This is a genomic window from Streptomyces sp. ADI96-02 (genome assembly GCF_003846185.1).
Classification (GTDB): Bacteria; Actinomycetota; Actinomycetes; order Streptomycetales; family Streptomycetaceae; genus Streptomyces.
Window position 1 is genome coordinate 3,675,761 of record NZ_ML123034.1, and the last position, 22,512, is coordinate 3,698,272.

The 22,512-nt window shown below is 73.3% G+C and carries 20 protein-coding genes and 1 pseudogene; 8 read left to right on the forward strand and 13 right to left on the reverse strand.

Annotated features, from left to right (window positions below):
• Positions 1 to 72 precede the first annotated feature (72 nt).
• Positions 73 to 495, forward strand: coding sequence for an SsgA family sporulation/cell division regulator (locus EES43_RS16165; protein ID WP_124269370.1), 423 nt, complete (start codon positions 73 to 75; stop codon positions 493 to 495).
• Here the strand turns inward: EES43_RS16165 and EES43_RS16170 are convergent.
• The 5 genes from EES43_RS16170 to EES43_RS16190 all read right to left on the reverse strand — a co-directional run bounded on the left by EES43_RS16170 (position 474) and on the right by EES43_RS16190 (position 6,487).
• Entirely contained in the window at positions 474 to 1,580 is a 1,107-nt protein-coding gene (locus EES43_RS16170) for a methyltransferase domain-containing protein (protein ID WP_124272013.1), read from the reverse strand. The genes EES43_RS16165 and EES43_RS16170 overlap by 22 nt on opposite strands.
• Before the next feature lie 171 nt (positions 1,581 to 1,751).
• Positions 1,752 to 3,179: a GH1 family beta-glucosidase gene (locus EES43_RS16175; protein WP_124269371.1), complete on the reverse strand. Its 1,428-nt coding sequence runs from the start codon at positions 3,177 to 3,179 to the stop codon at positions 1,752 to 1,754.
• Positions 3,180 to 3,227: 48 nt separating this feature from the next.
• Positions 3,228 to 4,148 (reverse strand): carbohydrate ABC transporter permease, encoded by a 921-nt coding sequence (locus EES43_RS16180; RefSeq protein WP_124269372.1) that lies wholly within the window; start codon positions 4,146 to 4,148, stop codon positions 3,228 to 3,230.
• Positions 4,145 to 5,116 carry a carbohydrate ABC transporter permease gene (locus EES43_RS16185; RefSeq protein WP_124269373.1) on the reverse strand — a complete coding sequence of 324 codons (972 nt, stop codon included), beginning with the start codon at positions 5,114 to 5,116 and terminating at the stop codon, positions 4,145 to 4,147. The genes EES43_RS16180 and EES43_RS16185 overlap by 4 nt, the downstream gene beginning before the upstream one ends.
• Positions 5,117 to 5,173: 57 nt before the next feature.
• A complete protein-coding gene (locus EES43_RS16190; RefSeq protein ID WP_124269374.1) occupies positions 5,174 to 6,487 on the reverse strand; it encodes an ABC transporter substrate-binding protein in 1,314 nt (437 codons plus the stop codon).
• A 224-nt stretch (positions 6,488 to 6,711) separates the two neighbouring features.
• On the opposite strand from EES43_RS16190, the gene EES43_RS16195 reads away from it, so the two are divergent.
• Positions 6,712 to 9,525 (forward strand): glycosyl hydrolase, encoded by a 2,814-nt coding sequence (locus EES43_RS16195; RefSeq protein WP_206430064.1) that lies wholly within the window; start codon positions 6,712 to 6,714, stop codon positions 9,523 to 9,525.
• A gap of 218 nt (positions 9,526 to 9,743) precedes the next feature.
• Here the strand turns inward: EES43_RS16195 and EES43_RS16200 are convergent, their stop codons facing one another.
• On the reverse strand, positions 9,744 to 10,784 hold the full coding sequence (locus EES43_RS16200; protein ID WP_124269375.1) for a LacI family DNA-binding transcriptional regulator: 1,041 nt from the start codon (positions 10,782 to 10,784) through the stop codon (positions 9,744 to 9,746).
• 394 nt (positions 10,785 to 11,178) lie between these two features.
• Here EES43_RS16200 and EES43_RS16205 point away from each other — a divergent pair, with 394 nt between their 5' ends.
• The 3 genes from EES43_RS16205 to EES43_RS16215 all read left to right on the forward strand — a co-directional run bounded on the left by EES43_RS16205 (position 11,179) and on the right by EES43_RS16215 (position 12,339).
• Positions 11,179 to 11,421, forward strand: a complete 243-nt coding sequence (locus tag EES43_RS16205) for a hypothetical protein (protein WP_124269376.1) — start codon at positions 11,179 to 11,181, stop codon at positions 11,419 to 11,421.
• Positions 11,411 to 11,647 (forward strand): hypothetical protein, encoded by a 237-nt coding sequence (locus EES43_RS16210; protein ID WP_124269377.1) that lies wholly within the window; start codon positions 11,411 to 11,413, stop codon positions 11,645 to 11,647. The genes EES43_RS16205 and EES43_RS16210 overlap by 11 nt, the downstream gene beginning before the upstream one ends.
• An 83-nt stretch (positions 11,648 to 11,730) precedes the next feature.
• Positions 11,731 to 12,339, forward strand: a complete 609-nt coding sequence (locus EES43_RS16215) for a hypothetical protein (protein ID WP_124269378.1) — start codon at positions 11,731 to 11,733, stop codon at positions 12,337 to 12,339.
• A gap of 94 nt (positions 12,340 to 12,433) precedes the next feature.
• Here EES43_RS16215 and EES43_RS16220 read toward each other — a convergent pair whose 3' ends face one another.
• On the reverse strand, positions 12,434 to 12,787 hold the full coding sequence (locus EES43_RS16220; RefSeq protein WP_124269379.1) for a PRC-barrel domain-containing protein: 354 nt from the start codon (positions 12,785 to 12,787) through the stop codon (positions 12,434 to 12,436).
• 262 nt (positions 12,788 to 13,049) lie between these two features.
• Positions 13,050 to 13,220: a DUF5670 family protein gene (locus EES43_RS16225; protein ID WP_124269380.1), complete on the reverse strand. Its 171-nt coding sequence runs from the start codon at positions 13,218 to 13,220 to the stop codon at positions 13,050 to 13,052.
• 168 nt (positions 13,221 to 13,388) lie between these two features.
• Here EES43_RS16225 and EES43_RS16230 point away from each other — a divergent pair, with 168 nt between their 5' ends.
• From EES43_RS16230 to EES43_RS31385, 3 genes and pseudogenes are all read left to right on the forward strand, one after another.
• Positions 13,389 to 13,847 (forward strand): SRPBCC family protein, encoded by a 459-nt coding sequence (locus EES43_RS16230; RefSeq protein ID WP_124269381.1) that lies wholly within the window; start codon positions 13,389 to 13,391, stop codon positions 13,845 to 13,847.
• A 150-nt stretch (positions 13,848 to 13,997) separates the two neighbouring features.
• A pseudogene (locus tag EES43_RS16235) lies at positions 13,998 to 15,704 on the forward strand (GAF domain-containing protein); the annotation flags it as partial.
• A 364-nt stretch (positions 15,705 to 16,068) separates the two neighbouring features.
• On the forward strand, positions 16,069 to 16,350 hold the full coding sequence (locus EES43_RS31385; RefSeq protein ID WP_241192657.1) for an ATP-binding protein: 282 nt from the start codon (positions 16,069 to 16,071) through the stop codon (positions 16,348 to 16,350).
• A 44-nt stretch (positions 16,351 to 16,394) separates the two neighbouring features.
• Here the strand turns inward: EES43_RS31385 and EES43_RS16240 are convergent, their stop codons facing one another.
• The 5 genes from EES43_RS16240 to EES43_RS16260 all read right to left on the reverse strand — a co-directional run bounded on the left by EES43_RS16240 (position 16,395) and on the right by EES43_RS16260 (position 22,464).
• Positions 16,395 to 16,835 carry a response regulator gene (locus tag EES43_RS16240; protein WP_124269382.1) on the reverse strand — a complete coding sequence of 147 codons (441 nt, stop codon included), beginning with the start codon at positions 16,833 to 16,835 and terminating at the stop codon, positions 16,395 to 16,397.
• Complete coding sequence (locus tag EES43_RS16245; RefSeq protein WP_124269383.1) at positions 16,832 to 18,622, reverse strand: PP2C family protein-serine/threonine phosphatase; 1,791 nt, start codon at positions 18,620 to 18,622, stop codon at positions 16,832 to 16,834. Before EES43_RS16245 ends, EES43_RS16240 begins: the two co-directional genes overlap by 4 nt.
• A 156-nt stretch (positions 18,623 to 18,778) precedes the next feature.
• Positions 18,779 to 20,362 carry a PTS transporter subunit EIIC gene (locus EES43_RS16250; protein ID WP_124269384.1) on the reverse strand — a complete coding sequence of 528 codons (1,584 nt, stop codon included), beginning with the start codon at positions 20,360 to 20,362 and terminating at the stop codon, positions 18,779 to 18,781.
• A 161-nt stretch (positions 20,363 to 20,523) separates the two neighbouring features.
• Positions 20,524 to 21,489, reverse strand: coding sequence for an N-acetylmuramic acid 6-phosphate etherase (gene murQ, locus EES43_RS16255; RefSeq protein ID WP_124269385.1), 966 nt, complete (start codon positions 21,487 to 21,489; stop codon positions 20,524 to 20,526).
• A 57-nt stretch (positions 21,490 to 21,546) separates the two neighbouring features.
• A complete protein-coding gene (locus EES43_RS16260) occupies positions 21,547 to 22,464 on the reverse strand; it encodes a MurR/RpiR family transcriptional regulator (protein WP_124269386.1) in 918 nt (305 codons plus the stop codon).
• Positions 22,465 to 22,512: the final 48 nt, after the last annotated feature.

The following is a 22,512-nucleotide window of genomic DNA, read 5'->3' on the forward strand; positions in this document are numbered from 1 at the left end:
GAGGGCCGGGAACGGGGTGATGGGAGAGGCGACGCGTCCACATCCAGGAGGACGCCCTACCGAGGATCGTCCGTGCCCCACCCCGGTTCCGTCTCGCTGCCCCCTTGCCGAGAGCTCACGTGGAGGACCACCACCCACCAGCTCGTCGACGACCTGCGCTTCCCGCTCGCCACCGAGGTGAGCTACCGCTCGCACGATCCCTTCGCCGTCCGGTTCGCCTTCCAGCTGCCCGAGGAGGCGGTGGTCTGGGACCTGGAGCGCGACATGCTCCGCTTCGGAACGGAGGCGCCGGCCGGCGGCGGGGACATCCGCATCCGGCCCGCCCCCTACAACCGGACGCTGCTGCGCCTGGGCGCCGTCGGGAACTACGCCCTGGTCCTGGTCGAGCGCACCCCGCTGCTGCGCTTCCTGGACCGGACCTTCGAGGTCGTGGCGCCCGGCACGGAGGGCGGCCACATCGACTGGGGGCCGCTCTACGACGCCCGCGCGGACTGAGCGCCGCTCTCGGCGTTCGACCGCCCCGCGTCGCCGTCCGCCGTGCGTCCGCCCGGTACCTCGGCCACGACGACGTACAGCGTCAGCGTCGCGAGGAACGGGCCGGACGCCAGGTGGTCCAGCCACGGCCGCGCCGCGTCGGCGCTCAGATAGCCCGCGGCGACGGCCCGTTCGGTGTTGCGCTGGAATCCGAGGACCCGGTCGGCCGCGCGGGCGTCGCGGAAGACGGAGGCCATGGGCGTGACCGCGGGCACGTCGAAGCCCGACTCCTCGGCGAGTCGGGGCAGTTGGCGCCCCAGTACGCCGTTGCGCACGATCCGGTCCGTGATGTGCCGTGTGTAGGCGCGGGACGTCTCCAGGTCCGGGTGGTCGACGGCCAGCGAGTCCCAGTCGGGCTCGGCCATCACGAGCCGGCCCCCGGGCCGCAGGACGCGACGGGCCTCCGCGAGCGCCCGCGCCGGATCGACGGCGTGCTGGAGGACGCGGTCGGTCCAGGCGCGGTCGACGCTGCCGTCCGCCAGGGGCAGCGCGTGGACGTCGCCGGTCAGCACGGCGACCGCCGGGCGGTCGGCGGTGCGGCGGCGCGCCCGCTCGGCCATGTCGGGGCTGACGTCGAGCCCGATGACCGAACCGGCCGGGGTGACGGCGTCGGCCAGCAGGCCGAGATCCGTACCGGGCCCGCAGCCGAGGTCGAGGGCGCGCTCGCCGGGGCGCGCGCCGAGGGCGTCGAGCATGACGCGCTTGTAGGCGTGCGCCACGTCGGTCGCGGCCACCCGGTCGAGGTAGGCGACCTCGTCGGGGGTGGCGGCCTCGAAGAGGTGTCCGGTCACACGGACCATCGACTCCGCCTCCCGCGCGAGCGCCGCCCGGCCCTCCTCGGTGAGCCGGACCGGCCGCTGCCGCCCTGCGGCCTCCACCGGCTCCACGAGCCCCTTGGCCTTCAGCCGCGCCACGGCCCCGTACAGACTCCCGGGCCCGAGCCGCCGGCCCGCCAGCTCCTCGACGGCGGCGTTGATCGCGTAACCGTGCAGCGGCCCGTCGGCGAGCGCGCACAGGACGAGGGTCTGGGCGTCGTGGGTTCGCAGGGTCATCTGATGCTCCTTCTCCGGCCGGTTTCCGCGATGATACGCGCTGCGTAGTACGCGGGGCGTAGCAATCAGACCAGGGTGACGGACCGTGAACTCCCGCCCGGCGGCGCTCCGGTCGCCTCGCCGGGGCCGCCGGGCGCACCGCCCCGCCCCGTACCGGGCGGCGGGTCACGGGTGTTCCAGGCCGCCGCGGGCGATGACGGACGCGTACCAGCGGGCGCTGTCCTTTCGCGTGCGGCGCTGGGTCGCGAAGTCGACGTGCACGATGCCGAACCGCTTGCTGTAGCCGTAGGACCACTCGAAGTTGTCCAGTAGCGACCACACGAAGTACCCGCGCACGTCCGCCCCGTCCGCGATCGCCCGGTGCACGGCGGTCAGGTGCGCGTCCAGGTACGCCACCCGCTCGGGGTCGTGGACCTGGCCCGACGGGTCGGCGTAGTCGTCGTACGCCGCCCCGTTCTCCGTCACCAGCAGTGGCAGGGAGGGCAGTTCGTCGCGGAGTCGGGTCAGCAGTTCGTGGAGGCCGTTCGCGTCCACCGGCCAGTCCATCGCGGTGCGCGGGCCGTCCGCCGGAGTGAACGCCACGTGCCGCTCGGCTCCCGCCCAGGGGGACGGGGACGGGGACGCGCCCGCCGAGACGACGCTGGGCGCGTAGTAGTTGACGCCCAGCGAGTCGATCGGGGCGGACGTCACCTCCAGGTCGCCGTCCCGGACGAACGCCCAGTCCGTGACCGCCGCCGTGTCCGCCACCAGGTCCGCGGGCAGCCGGCCGTGGAAGACCGGGTCGAGGAAGATCCGGTTGGCCACCGCGTCGATCCGGCGCACCGCGTCCCGGTCCGCCTCGGTGTCCGCGAGCGGGCGCAGCGCGTGGAGGTTCAGGGTCAGGGAGATCTCGGCGGAGGAGGGCAGTCGGCCGCGCAGGACGGCGGCGCCCGCGCCGTGCGCCAGGTTGAGGTGGTGGGCGGCGCGCAGGGCCGCGAGGTCGCTGGTGCGGCCGGGGGCGTGGACCCCGTTGCCGTAGCCGAGGAACGCCGCGCACCAGGGCTCGTTGAGCGTCGTCCAGGTCGCCACCCGGTCGCCCAGCGCGTCGGCCGCCAGCCCGGCGTACTCGGCGAACCGGTGGGCCGTGTCCCGTTCGGGCCAGCCGCCCGCGTCCTCCAGCTCCTGCGGCAGGTCCCAGTGGTAGAGCGTGGCGACCGGCCGGATCCCGGCGTCCAGCAGTTCGTCCACCAGCCGCCGGTAGAAGTCGAGTCCGCGCTCCGCGGCCGGGCCGCGGCCGGTCGGCTGGACCCGGGGCCAGGAGATGGAGAAGCGGTAGTCGGTGACGCCGAGGTCCTTCATCAGCGCCACGTCGTCCGGCATCCGGTGCAGATGGTCGGCGGCGATGTCGCCGGTGTCGCCGTTGCGGACCTTGCCGGCTGTCCGGCTGAAGGTGTCCCAGATGGACGGCGTTCGGCCGTCCTCGGCGTGCGCTCCCTCGATCTGATAGGCGGCGGTGGCCGTCCCCCAGCGGAAGCCGGTGGGGAACCGCAGTCCCGGCGCGGACTCGGGGCGGGGGCCCGCGGAGGTCTCCGGTCGGGCGTCGACAGCAGTCATGGGACTGTCACTCCAGGAAGTGGGTGGGCGAGCGGACGGGTGAGCGGGTCAGCCCTTGACGGCGCCCTGCATGATGCCGCCGACGATCTGTCGGCCCAGCAGGCCGAAGACCAGCAGCACCGGGAGCGTGCCGAGCAGCGTTCCGGCCATGATCACCGACTGGTCGTGGACGTATCCGCCGCCGAGCTGGCGCAGCGCGACCTGCACGGTCGGCTCCTGCGAGGAGAGCGCGATGACCGGCCAGAAGAAGTCGTTCCACGCCGTCATGAAGGTGAGCATGCCGAGGACCGCCATGCCGGGCCGGGCGATCGGGATCACGATCGACCAGAAGACGCGGGCGGTGGACGCGCCGTCCACGCGGGCGGCCTCGATCAGTTCGTCGGGCAGCGACTGCACCAGGTACTGGCGCATGAAGAACACGCCGAACGCGGAGACCAGTCCGGGCAGGATCACCGCCTGGAGCTGGTTCACCCACTGGAGTTCGGCGATCAGCATGAACAGCGGGATCACGCCGAGCTGCGGCGGGATCATCATCGTGCCGACGGTCAGCGTCAGCAGCGCGCCCCGGCCCCGGAACCTCAGCTTGGCGAACGCGAACCCGGCCAGCGTGCAGCACAGCACCGTGCCCAACGTGATGGATCCGGACACGATGAACGAGTTGAGCAGCGCCCTGCCGATCTCGGCCTCTTCGAGCACCGCCTCGAAGTTCCTGATCAGGTTCGGACCGGGCAGCAGTGTCGGCGGCACCTTCGCCAGGTCCGCGTTGGACCGGCTGGCCGCGACGATCGTCCAGTAGAACGGGAACGCCGAGACCAGCAGCGCGAGGCCCAGGACCAGGTAGGAGAGCAGGCCGCCGTGCATCGTGCGCCCCGCCCCGCGCCGGACGCGGCGCGGGCCGCGCCCGCCGGGCGGTTCCCGACGGGCCGGACCGGCTCCGGGCGCGGTCGGCGGTGCGGCGAGCGCGGTCATCGGCCGGCCTCCTTGCGTGCGCGGCGGCGCGCGATCAGGGCGTTGGCCCCGACGAGCACCACGATCAGGACGAACATCACCCAGGCGATGGCGGCGGCCCGGCCCAGGTGGAAGAAGCCCCAGCCCTGTTCGTACAGGTACAGGCCGAGCGTCTGGTACTGGTGCGAGATACCGCCGGAGACCGACCCCTCGAAGAGCAGCGGTTCGCCGAAGAGCTGGGTCGCGCCGATCGTCGACACGATGACGGTGAAGACGATCGTGGGGCGCAGGCCCGGCAGCGTGACGTGCGTGAACTGCCGCAGGCGCGAGGCCCCGTCCATCTCCGCCGCCTCGTACAGCTCGCTCGGGATGGACTGCATGCCCGCCAGGTAGATGAGCGCGTTGTAGCCGGTCCAGCGCCAGACGACGATGGTGGAGACGGCGATCTGCGAGGCGACCGTGCCGGTCTGCCAGTCCACCGGACCGAGACCGACCAGCCCCAGCACGTAGTTGATCAGCCCGAAGTCGCGTCCGAAGAGCTGGGCGAAGACGAGCGTGGCGGCGGCGACGGAGGTGGCGTACGGCAGCAGGATCGCCGTCCGGATGAACGTGCGCCCGCGCAGCTTGTAGTTGAGCAGGTGCGCCAGGCCCAGTGCCATCGCGAGCTGCGGGACGGTGGACAGCACGCCGATGGTGAACGTGTTGCGCAGCGACGTCCAGAAGTACGCGTCGCCGAGGATCGCCGTGTAGTTGGCGAGGCCCCGCCACTCCATCTCGCCGCTCGTCTGGAGCTCGACCCGGTAGAGCGAGACGAACGCCGTGTAGAGGAGCGGGAAGAGGCCGAAGGCGAGGAACAGGGTGAAGAACGGGGCGATGTAGGCGTACGGGGACGCCGTGCGCCAGGCGCGCCGGAGGGCGGCCGTCCGGCCGTCGTCGGGACCGGCTCCGGACGCGCGGGGCGCGGCCTTCGCGGTGGCGGTGAGGGGCACGCTGCTGTCCTTCGGGCTCGGGGAGCGGGCGGGTACGGGCGGGTACGGGCGGGTACGTCAGCCGATCACGTTCGCCACGCCTTTCTTCGCCGTCTCCCACGCCTTCCGCGACGAGGTTCCCTTGCGCTCGACCTCGCTCAGCGCGTTCGTCAGCTGCACCATGACGTTCTGGTCGTGCACGCCCAGCACCTGCACGGGGGACTCCTTCGCCGCGTCGCCGAAGATCCGGCCGATCGGGGCGTTCGAGAAGTACGGGTCCCTGGCGTCGGCCACCTTCTCGATGGCCCCCGTCGAGGACGGGAAGTTGCCCTGCTTCTGGAAGAGCGCGGCCTGCTGCTCCGGGGCGGTGAGCCACCGGATCAGGTCGTACGCCTCCTTCTTGTGCTGCGCCGCACGCGGGATCGCGAGGTACGAGCCGCCCCAGTTGCCGGCTCCGCCGGGCAGCTCGGCGATGTCCCACTTGCCCTTGCCCGCGTCGCCCGCCTGGCCCTTGACGTAACCGAGCATCCAGGCGGGGCACGGGATGGTGGCGAACGAACCGGCGGAGAACGCCTGGTTCCACTGCGGCGACCACTGGTCGAGCTTGGCGCTGAGCCCGGCCTCGGCCGCCTCCACGGAGGCGTCCCAGGCTGCCCGGACCGCCGGGTTCTTCTCGTAGATCAGCTCGCCGGAGGCGTCGTAGTACCGCTCCTCCTCCTGCCCGATCATGATCCCGTAGAGGCCGGCGACGCTGTCCAGCCAGGCGCTTCCGGCGGGGGCCTTCTCCTTGTACTGCCTGCCCAGCTCCAGGTAGCCGTCCCAGGTGGACCACTTCCGGGCCAGCTCCTCGCGGTCGGTGGGCAGCCCGGCCCGCTCGAAGAGGTCCGTGCGGTAGCACATCGCCTCGGGCCCGACGTCCGTGCCGAGGCCGAGGATCCTGCCGTCCTCGGTCGTCGCCGCCGACCACTTGGCCTCGGCGAACTCGCCCTTGAGCCGGTCGGCTCCGAACTCCTTCAGGTCCTGGAACTTGTCGGACTGCTGCTGTGTGACCGAGGCGATCCGGCCCACCTCCACGCCCTGCACGTCCGCCAGCCCGCCGCCGCCCGCCAGCCTGGTCTGGAGCGACTTCCAGTAGTCGGCCTCGTCCTCGGTGTCGCTCTGCTTGATCGTCACCCCGGGGTTGAGCTTCTCGTACTCCTCGTACAGCCCGGCCTCCTGGTAGCCGAACGAGCCGAAGAGGTCGACGGTCAGCGTGACCTCGCCGCCGGCGCCGTCGGAGGAGCCGGAGGAGTCGGACGAGGAGCCGGTTCCACAGGCGGCGAGGAGCGCCCCCGCGACGGCGACCGCGCCGAGGCGGACGGTGGCTCGCCTGGCGGCTCGGGCGATGGGCATGGGAAGCCTCCCTTGGTTTCGGGAACCGGGCGCGCGGGATGAGAGCGCTCTCAAAAACCCGCGTCCGGAGCGTCCCGCACTACCTCTTCCCCGTCAAGACTCGAACGCACAACTCCTTCGGTGAAGCCCAACTGCCCTCCGTGCGCGCTCCCTTGACACTCACGTTTCAGGAGTTTTACGTTCCTTGGCACGTGAGAGCGCTCTCGACGCGCTCTACGCCCCCCATGATCGAGGTGCTGCCCGTGCGAACCTCCCTCTTGCGAGCCTCCCTCTCCCGACCCGCCGCGGCGGCACTCCTGGCCATCGCCGTGGCCGCCGCGGGCCTGGGCCCCGCCGCCGCTCCCGCAGCCGCCGCCACCATCCCCGCCGGGTCCGGCAGTTACACCGACACCCGGCCCGCCGGCGCCTCCGGCCCCACCACCGACACCGGCGCGCCGGTCACCCCCAAGCTCACCGCCGCCGCCCGGGACAAGCCGGTCCCGACCAACGACTGGTGGTCCTCGCTCGCCTACCAGCGCTACGGCGACAACCCGTACTCCACCCCCATGTACGGCCACCCGCTCACCTACCGGGCGAAGGCGTCCGGCCTGGAGGTCGGCTACCCGACCGCGCCCGTGATCACCGGCGACGGCCGGCAGTACGAGTACGCCCACCGGGCCGACCTCACCGTCGGTCTCAGCGGCCTCGACTCACCGGACACCAAGGCCGACGCCTGGTCCGACTGGACGGTCACCCCGTACTGGGCGGACGGCTCCCGCACCTTCCGGGCCACCATCGGCCACGGCATGCCGTTCGTGTACGCCAAGGGCTCCGGCGGCGACGCCCGCGTCACGACCGCGTCCGCGCCCACCGTCTTCGCGGACGACGGCAACGTCCTCGGCATCACCGTCGCCGGCCACCACTACGCCCTCTTCGCCCCGACCGGCGGCGACTGGAACGTCTCCGGCTCCACGATCACCGCCGGGCTCGGCTCCAAGGACTACTTCTCGCTCGCCGTGCTGCCCTCCACGGACGCGCTCGCGACCTACCGGAAGTACGCCTTCAGCTTCGTCACCGGCTCCCGGGTGGCGTGGCAGACGACCGGCGGAACCGTACGGGCCGTCTACACCCTGACCACGGAGGCAAAGGAGGGCTCCGAGCGCGGAACGCTCCAGGCCCTCTACCGCCACCAGTGGCGCAACACCACCGACCCGCTGACCCCGTACACGTACGTCTCGCCGCGCGGCACCATGAAGGTGCGCGAGTCCGCCTCCTTCACCACCAGCCAGAAAAACAACGGCGTCCTGCCCGCGCTCCCGGCCTCCGGAGGCGTGGACCGGGCGCGGCTGACCGGCTATCTCGACGAGGTCGCCGGGGCCGCCGACCCGTTCTCCGGGGCGAGCGACACCTACTGGACCGGCAAGGCGCTCGGCCGCCTGGCCCAACTGGTGCCCGTCGCCGATCAGATCGGCCGGACCGCCACGCGCGACAAGCTCCTCGGCCTGATGAAGGGCCGGCTCCAGGAGTGGTTCACGGCGGGCGGCGCGTCCGGGTTCAGCTACGACAAGGACTGGAAGACCCTCACCGGCCACCCGGCCTCGTACGGCAGCGACACCGAACTCAACGACCACCACTTCCACTACGGCTACTACGTCTACGCGGCGGCGGTCATCGCCCAGTACGACCCGGCCTGGGCGGCGGACTCCGCCTGGGGCGCGATGGTCGGGCACCTGGTCCGCGACACGGCCAACCCCAGCCGCACCGACGCGGCCTACCCGTTCCTGCGCGGCTTCGACGTGTACGCGGGCCACAGCTGGGCCTCCGGCCACCAGGGCTTCGCGGCGGGCAACAACCAGGAGTCCTCGTCGGAGTCCGTCAACCTGAGCGCCGCCCTGGTCCTATGGGGCTCGGCCACCGGCGACACCTCGCTGCGCGACCTCGGCAGCTATCTGCTGACCACGGAGTCCGAGGCCATCACGCAGTACTGGTTCGACGCGGACCAGCAGGTCTTCCCGGCCTCCTTCGGCCACGACACGGTCGGCATGGTCTGGGGCAGCGGCGGCGCGTACTCCACCTGGTGGACCGCGAACCCGGAGGAGATCCACGGCATCAACGTCCTCCCGGTGACCGGCGGTTCACTGCACCTGGCCCGCGAGAAGGCGGCCATCAGGCGGAACATCGCCGAGATGGAGCGCGAGAACGGCGGACCGGCGCAGGAGTGGCGCGACCTGCTGTGGGAGTTCGAGTCGCTGGCCGACCCGGCGGCGGCGAAGGCCAAGTGGGACGCGGGCAACACGGGCTACACCCCGGAGCAGGGCGAGTCCCGGGCGCACACCTACCACTGGCTCGCCACGCTGGACTCGCTCGGTGCGCCCGACACGACGGTCAGCGGCGACCTGCCGACCTCGGCCGTCTTCGCGAAGAACGGCACCCGCACGTACGCCGCCCACAACTACGGTTCGACCGCCCGCACGGTGACCTTCTCTGACGGTAAAACGCTGAGCGTTCCGGCCCGTTCGACGGCCACCGGCACCGGGGCGGGCGGCGGACCCGATCCGGGGGAGCCGGGTCCGTCCACCGGCAACACCTTCCGCCTCGCGTCCGGCGGCGTCCTCACCACGGCCACGAACGGCCCGGCGGGCACCGACACGCTGGCCTCGGCCGACGGCGTCAACCGGGACGGCACGCCGTACCGGCCGACCGTCTACGAGATCAGGAAGGTCGACGGGAAGGTCGCGCCGGGGGCGGCCACGGCGTTCCGCCTCCGGGTGGACGCGGGCCGGACGGTCGGGCTCGCGCCGCAGGTCAGGGTCGGCTACGACCTGACCGGCGACGGCTCCTTCGACCGCACCGAGACCTTCCGCTACTTCGCGACCGACCCGGTCGCCGGGTGGGAGGAGTACACGCAGGCGGTGGGCGTCCGGGAGGCCGCCGGAAGCCTGGGCGACCTGCGGAACGGCACGGTCCGCCTGGAGATCTGGAACGCGCTCGGCAACGGCGCCTCCCAGGTGCAGACCGGCACCGACGCGGCGGTGCTGAGGATCCCGTACGGCGAGTAGTGGTCCGTGCGGAGAGTCGTGCGTACGGCGGGCGGTCCGTGCGGCGCGTGGTTCGTACGGTGAGCCGTCCGTACGGTGGGCGGCCCGTGCGGTGCGCGGTCTGTGCGGTGAGTCGTCCGTACGGTGGGCGGCCCGTGCGGTGCGCGGTCTGTGCGGTGAGTCGTCCGTACGGTGGGCGGTCCGTGCGGTCGTGGGTGGTGCGGCGGGGCTTCGGTTCCTCAGGCGGAGGCCCGTCGCACCAGCGTGGTCGGGGTGATGACCGACTGCGGGGCCTCGGCCCCCGTACGGTCCCGGTCCAGCCCGCGCAGCAGCAGCCGGGCCATCAGCCGGCCCTGGCCCTCGATGTCCTGGTTGACCGTGGTCAGCGGCGGGTCCGTCTCCTCGGCCACCGAGTCCATGTCGTCGAAGCCGACCAGCGCGACCCGGTCGGGCACGGCGATCCCGCGCTCCCGCAGCACCCGCAGCGCGCCCGAGGCCATCAGATCGTTGGCGGCGAAGACGGCGTCCAGGTCGGGCCGCCGCTCCAGCAGCTCGGCCATCGCCCGCGCCCCGCTCTCCACGGTGAACGAGCCGTCGGCGATCAGCGTCGGGTCCACGTCCAGCAGCACGTCCCGGTAGCCGTCGAACCGGTCCACCGCGGACGTCTGGTCGGGCGGCCCGCAGATGTGCGCGATCCGCTCCCGGCCGAGGTCCCGCAGATACCGCACGGCCAACCGCGCCCCGCCCCGGTTGTCGGCGTCCACGTACGGCACGGCCTGGTCCCCGGGGGCGGCCGTCCAGCTGGGCCGGCCGCCGTAGACGGCCGGGATGCCGGCCTGCCGGGTGATCGTGGGCAGCGGGTCGTGGGTGTGCAGCGAGAAGGCGAGCGCCCCGTCCACGTGTCCGCCCGACAGGTACCGCGCGATCCGGTCGAAGTCGCCGGGGCCCTCCACCAGCAGCAGGACGAGCTGGGTGTCGTGCGCGGTCAGCTCCTTGCTGATGCCCCGGATCTGCTGGGAGAAGAACGGGTCGGAGAAGATGCGTATCTCCGGCTCCGCGATGACGACGGCCACCGCTCCGGTGCGCCGGGTGACCAGGGTCCTGGCGGCGTGGTTCGGGACGTAGCCCAGCTCCTCGACCGCCTGGAGCACCTTGTCCACCAGTGGCTTGCGCACGCCCTCGCCCCCGTTGACGACCCGCGACGCGGTCGCCCGGGACACCCCGGCACGGGCCGCGACGGCTTCCAGGGTGGGCCGGGACACGGGGGACTGCTCGGGCAAGGCGGGCGCTCCTCGTCGGCGGGGGCGGCGGCACGGGGTGGTGGGGAACAGTGTGCAGGACAGTGCCGCGACGATCGGCTACAGCCTAAGGGCTGTCCCGTGAGGGCGGTCCCGTCATCTCCCGGCGGCGCTCGACGACGGCTCCGGGGTCGCGCCGCGCACGGTCGAGAGGCGCACGGCCCTCTTCCCTCTCTTCCTCCCCCTGTTCTCCCGATGGCGTAACTCTGCACCCAAAAGTGCTCTCCGTGACGAAGTGGGACCGAGTTCTTTCGGACCGGGAAAGGTAACTCCTCCTGGTCATCGCGCGGTTGCCGAACCGCGCCTCTTACGGGCGAGCTGCGCGTTGGACACGCTGGGTAGGCATTGCCCTCACTCGGAGCGGAAGGTGTGCAGCATGGATGCGACGGAGCGGCGCAGGGCGGCGGCGGACAGGGTGCGGACGGCGGAGGACGTGGTGGCACGGCTCAGGGAAGGGCTGGCCGGGGTCGGTGTGAAGCTGCCCTCGCTGCGGGTCGATCCCGTGTCGTGCGCGGGGAACGAACCGGCGCCCCTGGTGGACCTGGGCCGCTGCAACCTCGACACCGCGCTGCGGCTGTGCGGGGCCCTGGCGGAGAAGGAGAGCGGTCATGACAGGTGAGGGAGTCGAGCCGGGTACGCCCGAGCCGGGGTCGTTCGCGGTGGACGGCCGGGACGGGCGGGTCGGCCGGGTGGTGGGACGGTCCGGGCCGCTGGTGCGGCTGCGTCCGCCCGGCGGCGGCCCGGAGTGGGAGTGCCCGCCCGAGGCGCTGCGGGCGGCCACGCCGGGCGTGGTGCTGCGGGCCCGGGTCACCGAGATCAACCGGGAGGGCCAGCTCCCCCGGTGAAGGGCGCGCCGCCCCGCCGAAGCCGCCTCCCCCGGTGGAGGCGTCCGGGGCGTGTGTCACGGGACAGCCCGTAGGCTGCCCGGATGACCGGTGGAGCGGGACAGCAGGCGGGAGCGCGGGCCGCGCGCCGTCTGGCGGAACTCGGCGTGTGTGTGCTGGAGCCGGGGCTGAGCGGCGCGGAGTTCGACCGGATCGAGGCGGAGTACGGCATCGCGTTCGCCGAGGACCACCGGGCCTTCCTGGCGGCCGGACTCCCGGTGGACCGGGTGCCGTCGGCGGACGGGAGCGCCTCGGCGCGGAACCCGTGGGTCGACTGGCGCGATGGTGATCCGGCCGCGATCCGGGAGCGGCTGGCGTGGCCGGTGGAGGGGCTGCTGTTCTCGGTGGAGGAGGGCTGGTGGCCGGGGGACCGCTGGGGGGAGCGCCCGGCGGAGCCGGGGCGCGCCGTCGAGGAGGCGCGGGACCGGCTCGCCTCCGTACCGCGCCTGGTCCCGCTCTACTCGCACCGCTACCTGCCGTCCGGGCACGGCGTCCACGGGAGCCCGGTGCTCTCGGTGTACGGGGCGGACGTCATCCACTACGGGCGGGACCTGGCGGACTACGTGGAGCGGGAGTTCGTCGGCTGGGACGCCGGTGCGGCGGGCGGTGAGCCGGTGCGCGGGGTGCCGTTCTGGTCGGACCTGGTGGTCTGAGGGCCGGTGGTCCGAGGGCCGGGCGCACGCGTGAGGCGACGGGGCCGGCCCTTCCTCAGGGCCGGGCCCGCCGCCGCTCGGGGGCGTCCGCGGATCACATGACGCGGAAGGCCAGGTAGTACGCGGACAGTTGCTCGTGGTACGCCGGGTCGCCCGCCTGCTGGTGCCGGTCGAACTCCGGAGAGTCCTTGACCTGTTCCTTGGTGAGGTCCACCGACACCTTGTGGTTCTCCGTGTCGATGTGGGAGACCGTGCCCGCGGGCAGCAGGACGTCCTTTCCGAAGATCCAGACGCCGGTGTCGACGAGCAGGTAGGCCGAGCCGGCCTCGTCGGAGTGCTTGGCGACCTTTCCGATGCCGCCGTCGGTCGCCTCGACCGCGTAGCCGGTCAGATCGGTGCCCGCCGCGTGACCGCTCGACGGCTGATAGCCCCACAGGGAGTCGCTCATGGTGGCTCCTTTCACGACGGCCCGTTCGCTGTGTTCTCGCGCTGTTGTGTGTTGGCGATGTTCTGTTGGTGGTGTTCCGCTGATGTGGTGATGTACTACTGATGCGGATTGATGTCGATGCTGTCGTGTGCGGTGTTTCTCTGTCTTTTTCTGATCTTTTTTTGATCTTTTTCTGTCGGCGGCGGACCGCCTTGTCCTCACCCGGGCCGCCCGCCGTCGGGGTGTCGTGTGCCCGGGGGTCGTGGACCTACACGCGGGCCGTCTACCAGCGGTACCACCGGCCGCGTCGGCCGCCGGTTCCGGCGGGGCGGACGAAGAAGCCCACGAGCCACAGCACCAGCACGATCACGGCGATCCACCAGAGAGCCTTCAGCGCGAATCCCGCGCCGAAGAGGACCAGGGCGAGAAGAAGGACGAGAAGCAGGGGAACCATGGTTATCAACCTCCGGAAATCCGCGTTCCCGCTTATTTTTTCTTCACACACGCCGGATGCCTTTGTTCTGCTTCTCCGCCCGGGTGTGGTCGACGCCGCTGTGGGCAGGTGTGGTTCGTCGCGTTATGTGCCCGTAGGGGCGCTTCTCGGTGCGGATGGGGAGTACTCATGGTTGACGTCAGGCGCTCGTTCACGGTCGCGTGCCCGCTGGACCGGGTCGTCGCGTACCTCCGCGACTTCTCCCGGGCGACCGAGTGGGACCCCGGCACCCGGGAGTGCGCCCGCACCGACGCCCCGGCCTCGGCACCGGTCACCGTCGGCGCGACCTGGCACAACGTGTCCGAGTTCCGGGGGCGGCGCACCGAACTGACCTACCGGCTGAAGGTCGAGGAGCCCGACCGGCTGGTCTTCGTCGGCGCCAACAGGACGGCGACGTCCACCGACGACCTCACGTTCCGGGCCGAGGGCGACGCCACCCGGATCACGTACCACGCCCACATCCGCTTCAAGGGGCTCGCCCGGCTCGCCGACCCGTTCCTGCGCCGCGAGTTCGAACGCCTCGGCGACGAGATCACCCGGACCATGCCGCGCGCGGTCCTGCGCCACGTCGGGGGCGACACGCGGTAGCCGCCTTCCCGGGTGGTAGGAAGGCCCCGACGAGGCGGGCGACCGCGGGACGGAGGGACGCCGGTGTCCGAGGACGTACGGGAATGGCTGTCGCCGCGGGCGGTGGCGGCCGAAGCCTCCGTCAGCGAGGAGTTCGACCTGTCCCAGTGCGTGCGGGAGCCGATCCACCTGCTCGGCGGCGTCCAGTCGTACGGGGCCCTGATCGCCGCCCGGCTGCACGACTCCGTCGTGGACACCGTCAGCCGGAACGCCCGCGACGTGCTCGGACGGCCGGCCGAGGACCTGGTGGGGCGGCCGGTCACCGAACTGATCGGGGCCGACCAGTGGGCGCTCGCCCGCGAGAGCACCGAGGCGGTCGCGGAGAGCGCGGCGAACGGCCCCGCCTCCGGGGTGCTGCACCTCTCCCTGACGGGCGACGGCTCCCCGGCGGGCGAGGGCCGCTCGCAGGCGTTCGACGTGACGGTCCACCGGGTCGGCGACCTGCTGGTGCTGGAGTTCGAACCCCGCACCGGACAGGGCCCGTTCGTCTTCCAGAACTTCTACCCCCGGGTCCGCCGCGCGCTCCAGCGCCTCCAGGGCGCGGCCGACGTCACCGAGTGCTGTGCCGCCGCCGTCGTCGAGATCCAGGCCCTCACCGGCTACGACCGGGTGGTGGCCTACCGCTTCGACGGGCCCGACGGCCCCGGCCAGGTGATCGGGGAGGCGCGCGCCGAGGGCCGCGAGCCGTGGCTCGGCCTCTGGTTCCCCGCCAGCGACATCCCGCCGCAGGCCCGCAGGCTCTACGCCCGCAACTGGATCCGGGTCATCGGCGACGTGGCCGACCGCACGGTGGGGCTGCTGCCCGAGCGGCGGGAGGCCACGGGCGAACCGCTGGACCTGTCCGGCTCCGTCCTGCGGACGGTCTCCGGCTACCACCTGGAGTACCTGCGCAACATCGGCGTGGCCTCCTCCATGTCCGTCTCGCTCCTCCAGGAGGGCGGGCTGTGGGGCCTGATCGCCTGCCACGGCGACGAGCCGAGGCGGCTGAGCCCCGAGGTCCGGGCGGCCTGCGAGTTCTTCGGGATCGCGCTGTCCCTGCAACTGGCGGCCGTCGCCGAGCGCGAGGCGGCCGACGAGCTGTCCGCGGGCCGCCGGGCGCTCGCCACCCTGCTGGCCCGGCTGTCCTCCGAGGCGCCGGACGCCCTGATGGACGCCGACGCGGGCGTGGCCGAACTGCTCGACGCCGACGGGGCCGTCCTCGTACGCGGCTCCGAGACGCTGACGGCGGGCGCGCCGATGCCCGCGGACCTGCGGGCCCTGCTGGAACGGCTGGGGGATCGCGGCCCGGTGGGCGAGGTGTGGAGCAGCGACCGGGTGCCGGAGGAGCTGGGGCTGGAGTTCGCCGACGAGGCGGTGCGCGGACTGCCCGCGGGTCTGCTCCTGATCCCGTTCAACCGGCAGGGCGATCTGCTGGCCTGGTGGCGGCGCGAACTGCCCGCGCCCCGGGACTGGGCCGCCGACCCGGCCCGCCCGGTGCACACGGGACCGGGCGGCGAACGGCTGACCCCGCGCGGCTCGGCGGCCGTCTACCGGGCGACCGTACGGGGCCGGAGCAAGCCGTGGAGCACGGCGCAGCGGGCCGTCGCGGGTGAGCTGTGGCGCGAGCTGTCGGGGCTGCTGAGCCGTCAGGTGGTGGCGCTGGAGGCCCGCAACGCCGAACTGGCGCGGACCAACGAGGACCTGGACTCCTTCGCGCACGCGGCGGCCCACGACCTGAAGGAGCCGCTGCGGGGCATCTCCAACGCGGCGGCGTTCATCGTCGAGGACGCGGGCGGCGCGCTGGACGAGACGTCGCTGCGCCGGCTGACCACGGTCCGGCGGCTGGCGGAGCGGATGGACGGGCTGCTCGACTCGCTCCTGCACTTCTCCCGGCTCGGCCAGGTGGGCCTCGACCGGCGACCCCTCGCGCTCGACGACGTACTGGACGACGCGCTGGTCGTCGCCGGGGGCCGGCTGGCCGAACAGAACGTCACCCTGGTGCGCCCGGCCGCCCTGCCCACGCTCCCGGCGGACCGCGAACGGCTGCGCGAGGTGCTGGAGAACCTGCTCGTCAACGCGGCCAAGTACGCGGCGGACGGGCCGGGGGAGCGGCGGGTCGTCGTGGCGGCGGCGGAGGTCGTCCCCACCCGGCGAGCAGGGCCCGGCGCGGACGGCGGTCGTCGTACGGGACAACGGCATCGGCATCCCGCCCGAGCAGCACGAGGACGTCCTCCAGCTGTTCCGGCGGCTGCACCGGCGCGACGAGCGCGGCGGCGGTTCGGGCGTGGGCCTCGCCGTGGTCAAGCGGATCGTCGAGCGGCACGGCGGCCGGCTCTGGCTGGAGAGCCCGGCCGCCGCACCCGGCGACGGGGCGGGCGGCGGACCGGGCACGGCGGTGTGGTTCACCCTGGACGGGCCGGGGCCGCGTCCGTCGGGGCCGAGGCCGTCGCCGTCGTCGGCGACGGCGCTGGAAGACGGTGCCTGAGCGGTACGGGCCCCGGCCCGGCGGTCGTGGTGACCGCCCGGGGCTCAGCTCTGCGGCTCGGGTGTCCGGCGCGGCGTCCCGGCGGGCTTCTGCGCCATCCAGAAGTCGACCGCGCCCTGGAGCACCGTCCGGAACAGCTCGAAGTTGACCGGCTTGTATATGTAGCTGTCCGCGCCCGCCGCGTAGCAGGCGTCGACCTCGGCGGAGGCGGTCGACGAGGTGAAGACCACGACGGTCACCGACGCGCACTCCGGCAGCCCGCGCAGCTTCGACAGGAGGGCCAGACCGTTCAGGCCCGGCATGTTGAGATCGAGGAGGACCAGGTCCGGCGGGCGGGCGCCCCGGTCCAGGAGGCGGGGCAGCACGTCCTCGCTGCGCGGGGCGAACTCCACCTCCAGGGACGGGTGGGAGCGCGCCAGCGCCCGCTGGATGGCTTCGGTGTCCTCCTCGGAGTCCTCGACCACGAGGATCAGTCCATCGGTCATCGTGCCGCCGCCTGTTCGAAGAGGAGACCACGGGAGAGCAGGCCGGCGGCCGGCGAGGTGACGCCGTTCCACCGGGCCACCAGCAGAGCTATGTCGTCCTGGCCGCTGGCGCGGAACTCCTTCGCCTGGTGGGCCAGGCCGTCGGCGATCACGGCGGCGTCCGCGCCGTGCAGCGCGGCGAGCCGGTCGGGCAGGACGCTCTCGAAGAACGTTCCGCCCTCCTCCCGGGACTCCGTCAGCCCGTCGGTGAACAGCACCAGGGTGTCCCCCGCGCCGAGCCGGTCCTCCTGGACCGCGTAGGCGACCTCGTCCAGGACGCCGAGGAGGAGTCCGCCGGAGGTGATGGAGGAGACCCGCCCGTCGCGCCGCAGCACCAGGGGCGGCGGATGGCCGGCGCTGCACGTGCGGGCCAGCACGGTCCCGTCGGGCTGGGGCGTGAGGGTCGTGACGACGGCGGTGAGGAAGCGGCTCGCCTTCTCCTGGCGCAGCGCCCGGTTGAGCCGGCTCAGCGCCGTTCCCGCGTCGGTGCCCTGCTCCAGCAGCGTGCGCAGGGTGTGCCGGGCGAGGCCGGTGAGGGCGGCGGCCTCGGCCCCGCGCCCGCAGACGTCGCCGATCAGCAGCGCAATGCTGCCGTCGGGCTGCGGCACCGCGTCGTAGAAGTCGCCTCCCACGTCGAGCATGGGGTCGCCGACCTCGTAGCTGGCGGACATGTCCCACTGCTCGGAGACCGGCAACTGCGAGGGCAGCAGGTGCTCCTGGAGCGAGAGGACGGCGTTGCGGCGCAGCTCGTAGAGCAGGGCGTTGTCGATGGCGAGGGCGGCCCGGTTGGCGAGGCTGCTGAGGAAGGCGCTGTCCGGCAGCCTGACCTCGGGCCGCTGGTAGACGAAGGTGATGCTGCCGACGACCCGGCCCCGGGCCCGCAGAGTGTTGACGGTGACGACCGGGTGGCGTCCGGGGGCGGCGAACGGGGAGTCGTCCAGTTCGGCGCCGCTCAGTATCAGCGCGTCCGCCTCCGCCCCTTCGCCCCGCCCGGCGAGGAGGGCGGCCAGCCAGGGGTCGCTGCGCCCGGCCTCCTCCAGCGCCCGCTGCTGCTGGACCGCCACGTGTGTGGCGGCGACGCACTCCGGGCCGTCCGCCCGCAGCAGATGGACGAGGCAGCCGTCGGCGACGGCCGGGACGGCGATCCGCGCGACGCGCAGCAGCGTCTCCTCCACGTCCAGGGAGGAGTCCATCTGGAGGGAAGCCTCCGCGAGCAGCGCGTCGTCCGCCCGGCGGCGCGCCTCGCGGCCACGCTCCAGGATGCCGGTGTGGCAGGCCACGATGACGTCGACGGTCTGCCCGAGGCGGTCCGCGACGGAGTGGGCGTCGGCCGTAGCGTCGACGGCGAGGCTCAGCGACGCCCAGCCGCCCTGGTCCAGGCGGAACGTGCAGGCCACGACGGACGCGCCGGGCGACCGCCGCAGGAACTCCGCCTCCGGCCACGCGGCGTCGTCGAGGTCGGCCACGGCGCACCGCGTCACGACGGGTTCGCCGGTCGGCTCGCGGACGACCGCCGCCGGCACCGGCCGGGCGGTCGCGACGATCACCGGGGCGTCGCCCCCGGCGCTCAGGGCGCGCATGTAGCGCAGGACGCGGTTCTCGTCCCAGCGTGTGCCGACGACCCGGTGGACCCCTTCGGTGGCCAGCAGCGGGGCGTAGACGTCGTCCGCCAGCGCGCCGACGTCCTCCGCCCGGGTGGCTGTCTGCCAGAGCCGGTGCAGCGCAGCGGACCACTTGTCGTTCGTCATGTCCCCGCCCTCCGGTGCCGTCGCGTCACGTGTTCTGGGCCAGTATGACCGGCGGGCCGGATTTCATGCCGTGGGCGGAATCACTGCCGGGACGGGCCCGCGGAGGCGGCTGCGCCTCCGCCGCGGCCCCGCCGCCCGCTCGTCGCGCCGGGTCGGTCAGACGCCCGCGGGCGCTTTCGCCGAGGGGTCCGGCCCGGCGTTGGGGCCGTCGTCGCCGCCCGGTCCAGCAGCCTCCGGCGACGGCCGCCCGCCGGTGGCGGCGACCGTCGGCCGGTCCGCTTCCCGGGACACGTTGAACTCGGCCAGCAGGTCCTTGCCGAACCCGAAGAAGTACGTGGCGAGGAAGCCGGCGACGTACCCGACGAGCAGGCCGCCTCCGTAGATCGCGACCGTCGCGCCCAGGCCGCGGTTGCCGTCCAGGAGCGGGAACAGGGCCCAGCCGGACGGGCCGATGGCGGTCGAGCCGACGGTGTCGCCGAGCTGGTTGAACAGACCGACGAACCCGGCGCCGAACGCGCCGCCGACGCAGGCCGTGACGAACGGGCGGCCCAGCGGGAGCGAGACGCCGTAGATCAGGGGTTCGCCGACGCCCAGCAGGCCGGCGGGGAGCGCGGATCTGATGGTGCGCCGGATCGACCCGTTGCGCGGGAGCCGGACGTAGACGGCCGCCGCGGCGCCGACCTGGCCCGCGCCCGCCATGGCGAGGATCGGCAGGAGGACCGTGTAGCCCTGCTGTTCGATCAGCGTGGTGTGGATCGGGATCAGCGCCTGGTGCAGGCCGAGCATGACGAGGGGCAGGAACAGCCCGCCGAGCACGAAGCCCGCGCCCGCGCCGCCGTTGGACAGCAGCCAGTCGGCGAACGTGCCGATCGCGGAGGAGACCTCGCCGGCCGCGTACATCAGGCCGAAGAGGGTCACCAGGCCCGCGATCAGCACGGTCAGGGTCGGGGTGACCAGGACGTCCAGCGCCTCCGGCACCCACCGGCGGCACCACTTCTCCACGTACACCGCGAGGACCGCGGCCCCCAGCGCGCCGAGCACGCCGCCCCGGCCGGGCGAGAGGGTCTGGCCGAAGGCGTCGACGTCCGCGACGCCCGGGAAGACGATGATCGCCGCGACCGCACCGCCGAGGATCGGGGTGCCGCCGAACTCCTTCGCCGTGTTGTACCCCACGAAGACCGCGATCAGCGCCATGAACCCGGACGCCATCGCCGCCAGGGCGGGCGTCACGGCGGGCAGCCACCCCAGGTTCACCAGCAGCCCGTTCAGTCCGGCGATGATGCCGCAGCCGATCAGGGCCGGGATCAGCGGTACGAAGATGTCGGCGATCCTGCGCAGCAGGAGCTTGAACGGGGTGGCGTTCCTCGCCTTCCGCCGCGCCCTGATCGCCGCGCCCTCGGCCGCCAGCTCCTCGGCCGAGGCCGGAGCGCCGTCGGACGCCGCACCGGGCGCGGGGGCGGCCGGCGGCGCGGCGGCCCGGCCCTCCTCGACCAGATGCTCGAACTCCGGGGTGACCCGGGCGACCGCGCCCGGTCCGAGCACGATCTGGTACGTGTCGTCCTCGACGACGCCCAGGACGGCGGGCAGGGCCTTCAGCGCCTCGTCGTCGACGAGGGTCCGGTCGTGCAGACCGAGGCGGAGCCGGGTCATGCAGTGGGCGATGGAGCCGACGTTCGCGGGGCCGCCGACGAGCGGCAGGATCGCGGCGGCGGTGGCGCGGTTCTTGTCTTCTGTGGCCATGGTGCTCGGTGCCTTGCTGTGCGGGGGGTGTGGTGCTCCCGGGGTGGGGTCGGGCGGTGCGTACGGGTCGGGCGATGCGTACGGGTCGGGTGGTGCGTACAGGGCGGGTGGTGCCTGCGGGTCAGGTGGTGCGTACCGGGGCGGGTGACGTGTACGGATGATCAGGTGGTGCGCACGGCCGCGAGGGCGGCGCGGAGGTGGCCGTCCGCCTCGGCGAGGCGGACGGCGGCGGTGGGGCCGTCGACCGGGCCGAGGATCACCAGGATCGCGTTCTTGACCTCGCCGTCGGTGGCGGCGAGCGCGGCCTCGATCTCGGCCTCGGACGCGCCGGTGGCCAGCGCGACGATGTGCCGGGAGCGGGCCCGGAGCTTCTCGTTGGAGGCGCGGACGTCGACCATGAGGTTCCCGTAGGTCTTGCCGAGCCGGATCATGGTGATCGTCGAGATCATGTTGAGGACGAGCTTCTGCGCCGTGCCGGCCTTGAGCCGGGTCGAGCCGGTGAGCAGCTCGGGTCCGACGACGACCTCCAGGCCGTGTTCGGCGGCGGCGGCGAGCGCCGAGCCGGCGTTGCAGGAGAGGCCGATGGTCAGGGCGCCCCGCGCGCGGGCGTGCTCGACCGCGCCGATCGCGTACGGCGTGCGGCCCGAGGCGGAGATCCCGACCACCGTGTCGTCGGCCGTCAGCTCCAGCGCGTCGAGGTCGGCGGCGGCCAGGTCCTTGCTGTCCTCGGCGCCCTCGACCGCCCGCACCATCGCGGAGGGGCCGCCCGCGATGAGGCCGACGACCTCGGCCGGGTCGGTGTTGAACGTGGGCGGGCACTCGCTGGCGTCCAGCACGCCGAGGCGGCCGGCGGTGCCCGCGCCCGCGTAGACCAGCCGGCCGCCGCGGGCCATCCGCTCGGCGGCGGCGTCGATCGCGGCGGCGATCTCCGGCAGGCGTTCGGCGACGGCGGCGGGCACGGTGGCGTCCTCGCCGTTCATGATCCGCGCGATCTCCGGTGTGGGCAGCCGGTCGATCTCGGCCAGCTCGGGGCGGAACGCCTCGGTGGTGAGGGAGGCGAGCTGGGCGCGGAGTTCGCCGTAGCTCCCGGAGGAGGCGTCGGCGTTCGCGTCGGTGGTGGAGGGCATGGGAGCGGCTCTGCTTTCGTCTCGATCGTGTGCCGTGGGGACCGCACGGGCGGCCGGTCAGCGGGGCCGTGAGCTGTGGCGGTGGGCCAGGGCCTCGTAGGAGGCGGCGAGGGCGGGGGCGGCCGTCTCGTACGTGCGCTGGGCGATGCCTATGAACAGGCAGTCCACGACGAGGAGTTGGCTCGTCCGGCTCGACATGGCGGCGGGGCGCAGCTCGCTCTCGCGGGCGGTGGAGGTGGTGAGGACGTGGTCCGCGTACTGCGATACGGGCCCGTCGGGCCGTCCGGTGATCGCGACGGTCGTCGCCCCGCGGTCGAACGCCACCCGGAGCGGTTCGATGACGTCGCCGGTGGAGCCGGAGTGCGTGATGGCGATCGCCACGTCACCGGCGCGCAACTGCACGGCGTTGGTCACCGCGAGGTGCGGATCCGTGTGGGCGTGGGCGATGAGGCCGATCCGCAGGAGCTTCTGCGCCAGGTCCTGGCCGACGAGCGAGGAGGCCCCGACGCCGTAGATGTCGATGCGGCGGGCGGTCGACGCGGCGGCGACCGCGCCGCCCAGCTGGACGGTGTCCAGCCCGGCCGCGGTGTCCGCGAGCGTCTGCCGCTCGTCGTGCGCGAGCTTGGCGACCACGTCGGCGATCGGGTCGTCCACCGCGATGTCGGCGGTGACGGCGGGGGCCCGCCCGGACTCCTGGTGCGCGGCGAGCCCGGCGAGCGCGAGCCGCAGGTCGCGGTAGCCCGGGTAGCCGAGGAGCCGCGCGGTGCGGACGACGGTCGCCTCGCTGGTGCCGGTCAGCTCGGCGAGACCTGTGACGGTGAGGGCGGCGCATCCCGCCGGGTCGCCCGCGACGGCTTCGGCGACCAGTTGCATGGAGCGGGTCATGGAGGGAGCGAGCGTCCGGACCTTGGCCGCGAGGGCCGCGGGGGCGGGCGGCGATGCGTCGCTGAAACTTTCCTTCACGTCATGGGTCACATCTGAAACCTATTTTCAACCCGGAGGTCCGTCAACCCCTCCCCTCCG

Coding starts and splice junctions, on each gene's coding strand:
- EES43_RS16175 (WP_124269371.1), bottom strand. CDS start 3,179: ATGACTGCTGTCGACGCCCGACCGGAGACCTCCGCGGGCCCCCGCCCC.
- EES43_RS16180 (WP_124269372.1), bottom strand. CDS start 4,148: ATGACCGCGCTCGCCGCACCGCCGACCGCGCCCGGAGCCGGTCCGGCC.
- EES43_RS16190 (WP_124269374.1), bottom strand. CDS start 6,487: ATGCCCATCGCCCGAGCCGCCAGGCGAGCCACCGTCCGCCTCGGCGCG.
- EES43_RS16195 (WP_206430064.1), top strand. CDS start 6,712: ATGATCGAGGTGCTGCCCGTGCGAACCTCCCTCTTGCGAGCCTCCCTC.
- EES43_RS16205 (WP_124269376.1), top strand. CDS start 11,179: ATGGATGCGACGGAGCGGCGCAGGGCGGCGGCGGACAGGGTGCGGACG.
- EES43_RS16210 (WP_124269377.1), top strand. CDS start 11,411: ATGACAGGTGAGGGAGTCGAGCCGGGTACGCCCGAGCCGGGGTCGTTC.
- EES43_RS16215 (WP_124269378.1), top strand. CDS start 11,731: ATGACCGGTGGAGCGGGACAGCAGGCGGGAGCGCGGGCCGCGCGCCGT.
- EES43_RS16220 (WP_124269379.1), bottom strand. CDS start 12,787: ATGAGCGACTCCCTGTGGGGCTATCAGCCGTCGAGCGGTCACGCGGCG.
- EES43_RS16225 (WP_124269380.1), bottom strand. CDS start 13,220: ATGGTTCCCCTGCTTCTCGTCCTTCTTCTCGCCCTGGTCCTCTTCGGC.
- EES43_RS16230 (WP_124269381.1), top strand. CDS start 13,389: ATGGTTGACGTCAGGCGCTCGTTCACGGTCGCGTGCCCGCTGGACCGG.
- EES43_RS16240 (WP_124269382.1), bottom strand. CDS start 16,835: ATGACCGATGGACTGATCCTCGTGGTCGAGGACTCCGAGGAGGACACC.
- EES43_RS16245 (WP_124269383.1), bottom strand. CDS start 18,622: ATGACGAACGACAAGTGGTCCGCTGCGCTGCACCGGCTCTGGCAGACA.
- EES43_RS16250 (WP_124269384.1), bottom strand. CDS start 20,362: ATGGCCACAGAAGACAAGAACCGCGCCACCGCCGCCGCGATCCTGCCG.
- murQ (WP_124269385.1), bottom strand. CDS start 21,489: ATGCCCTCCACCACCGACGCGAACGCCGACGCCTCCTCCGGGAGCTAC.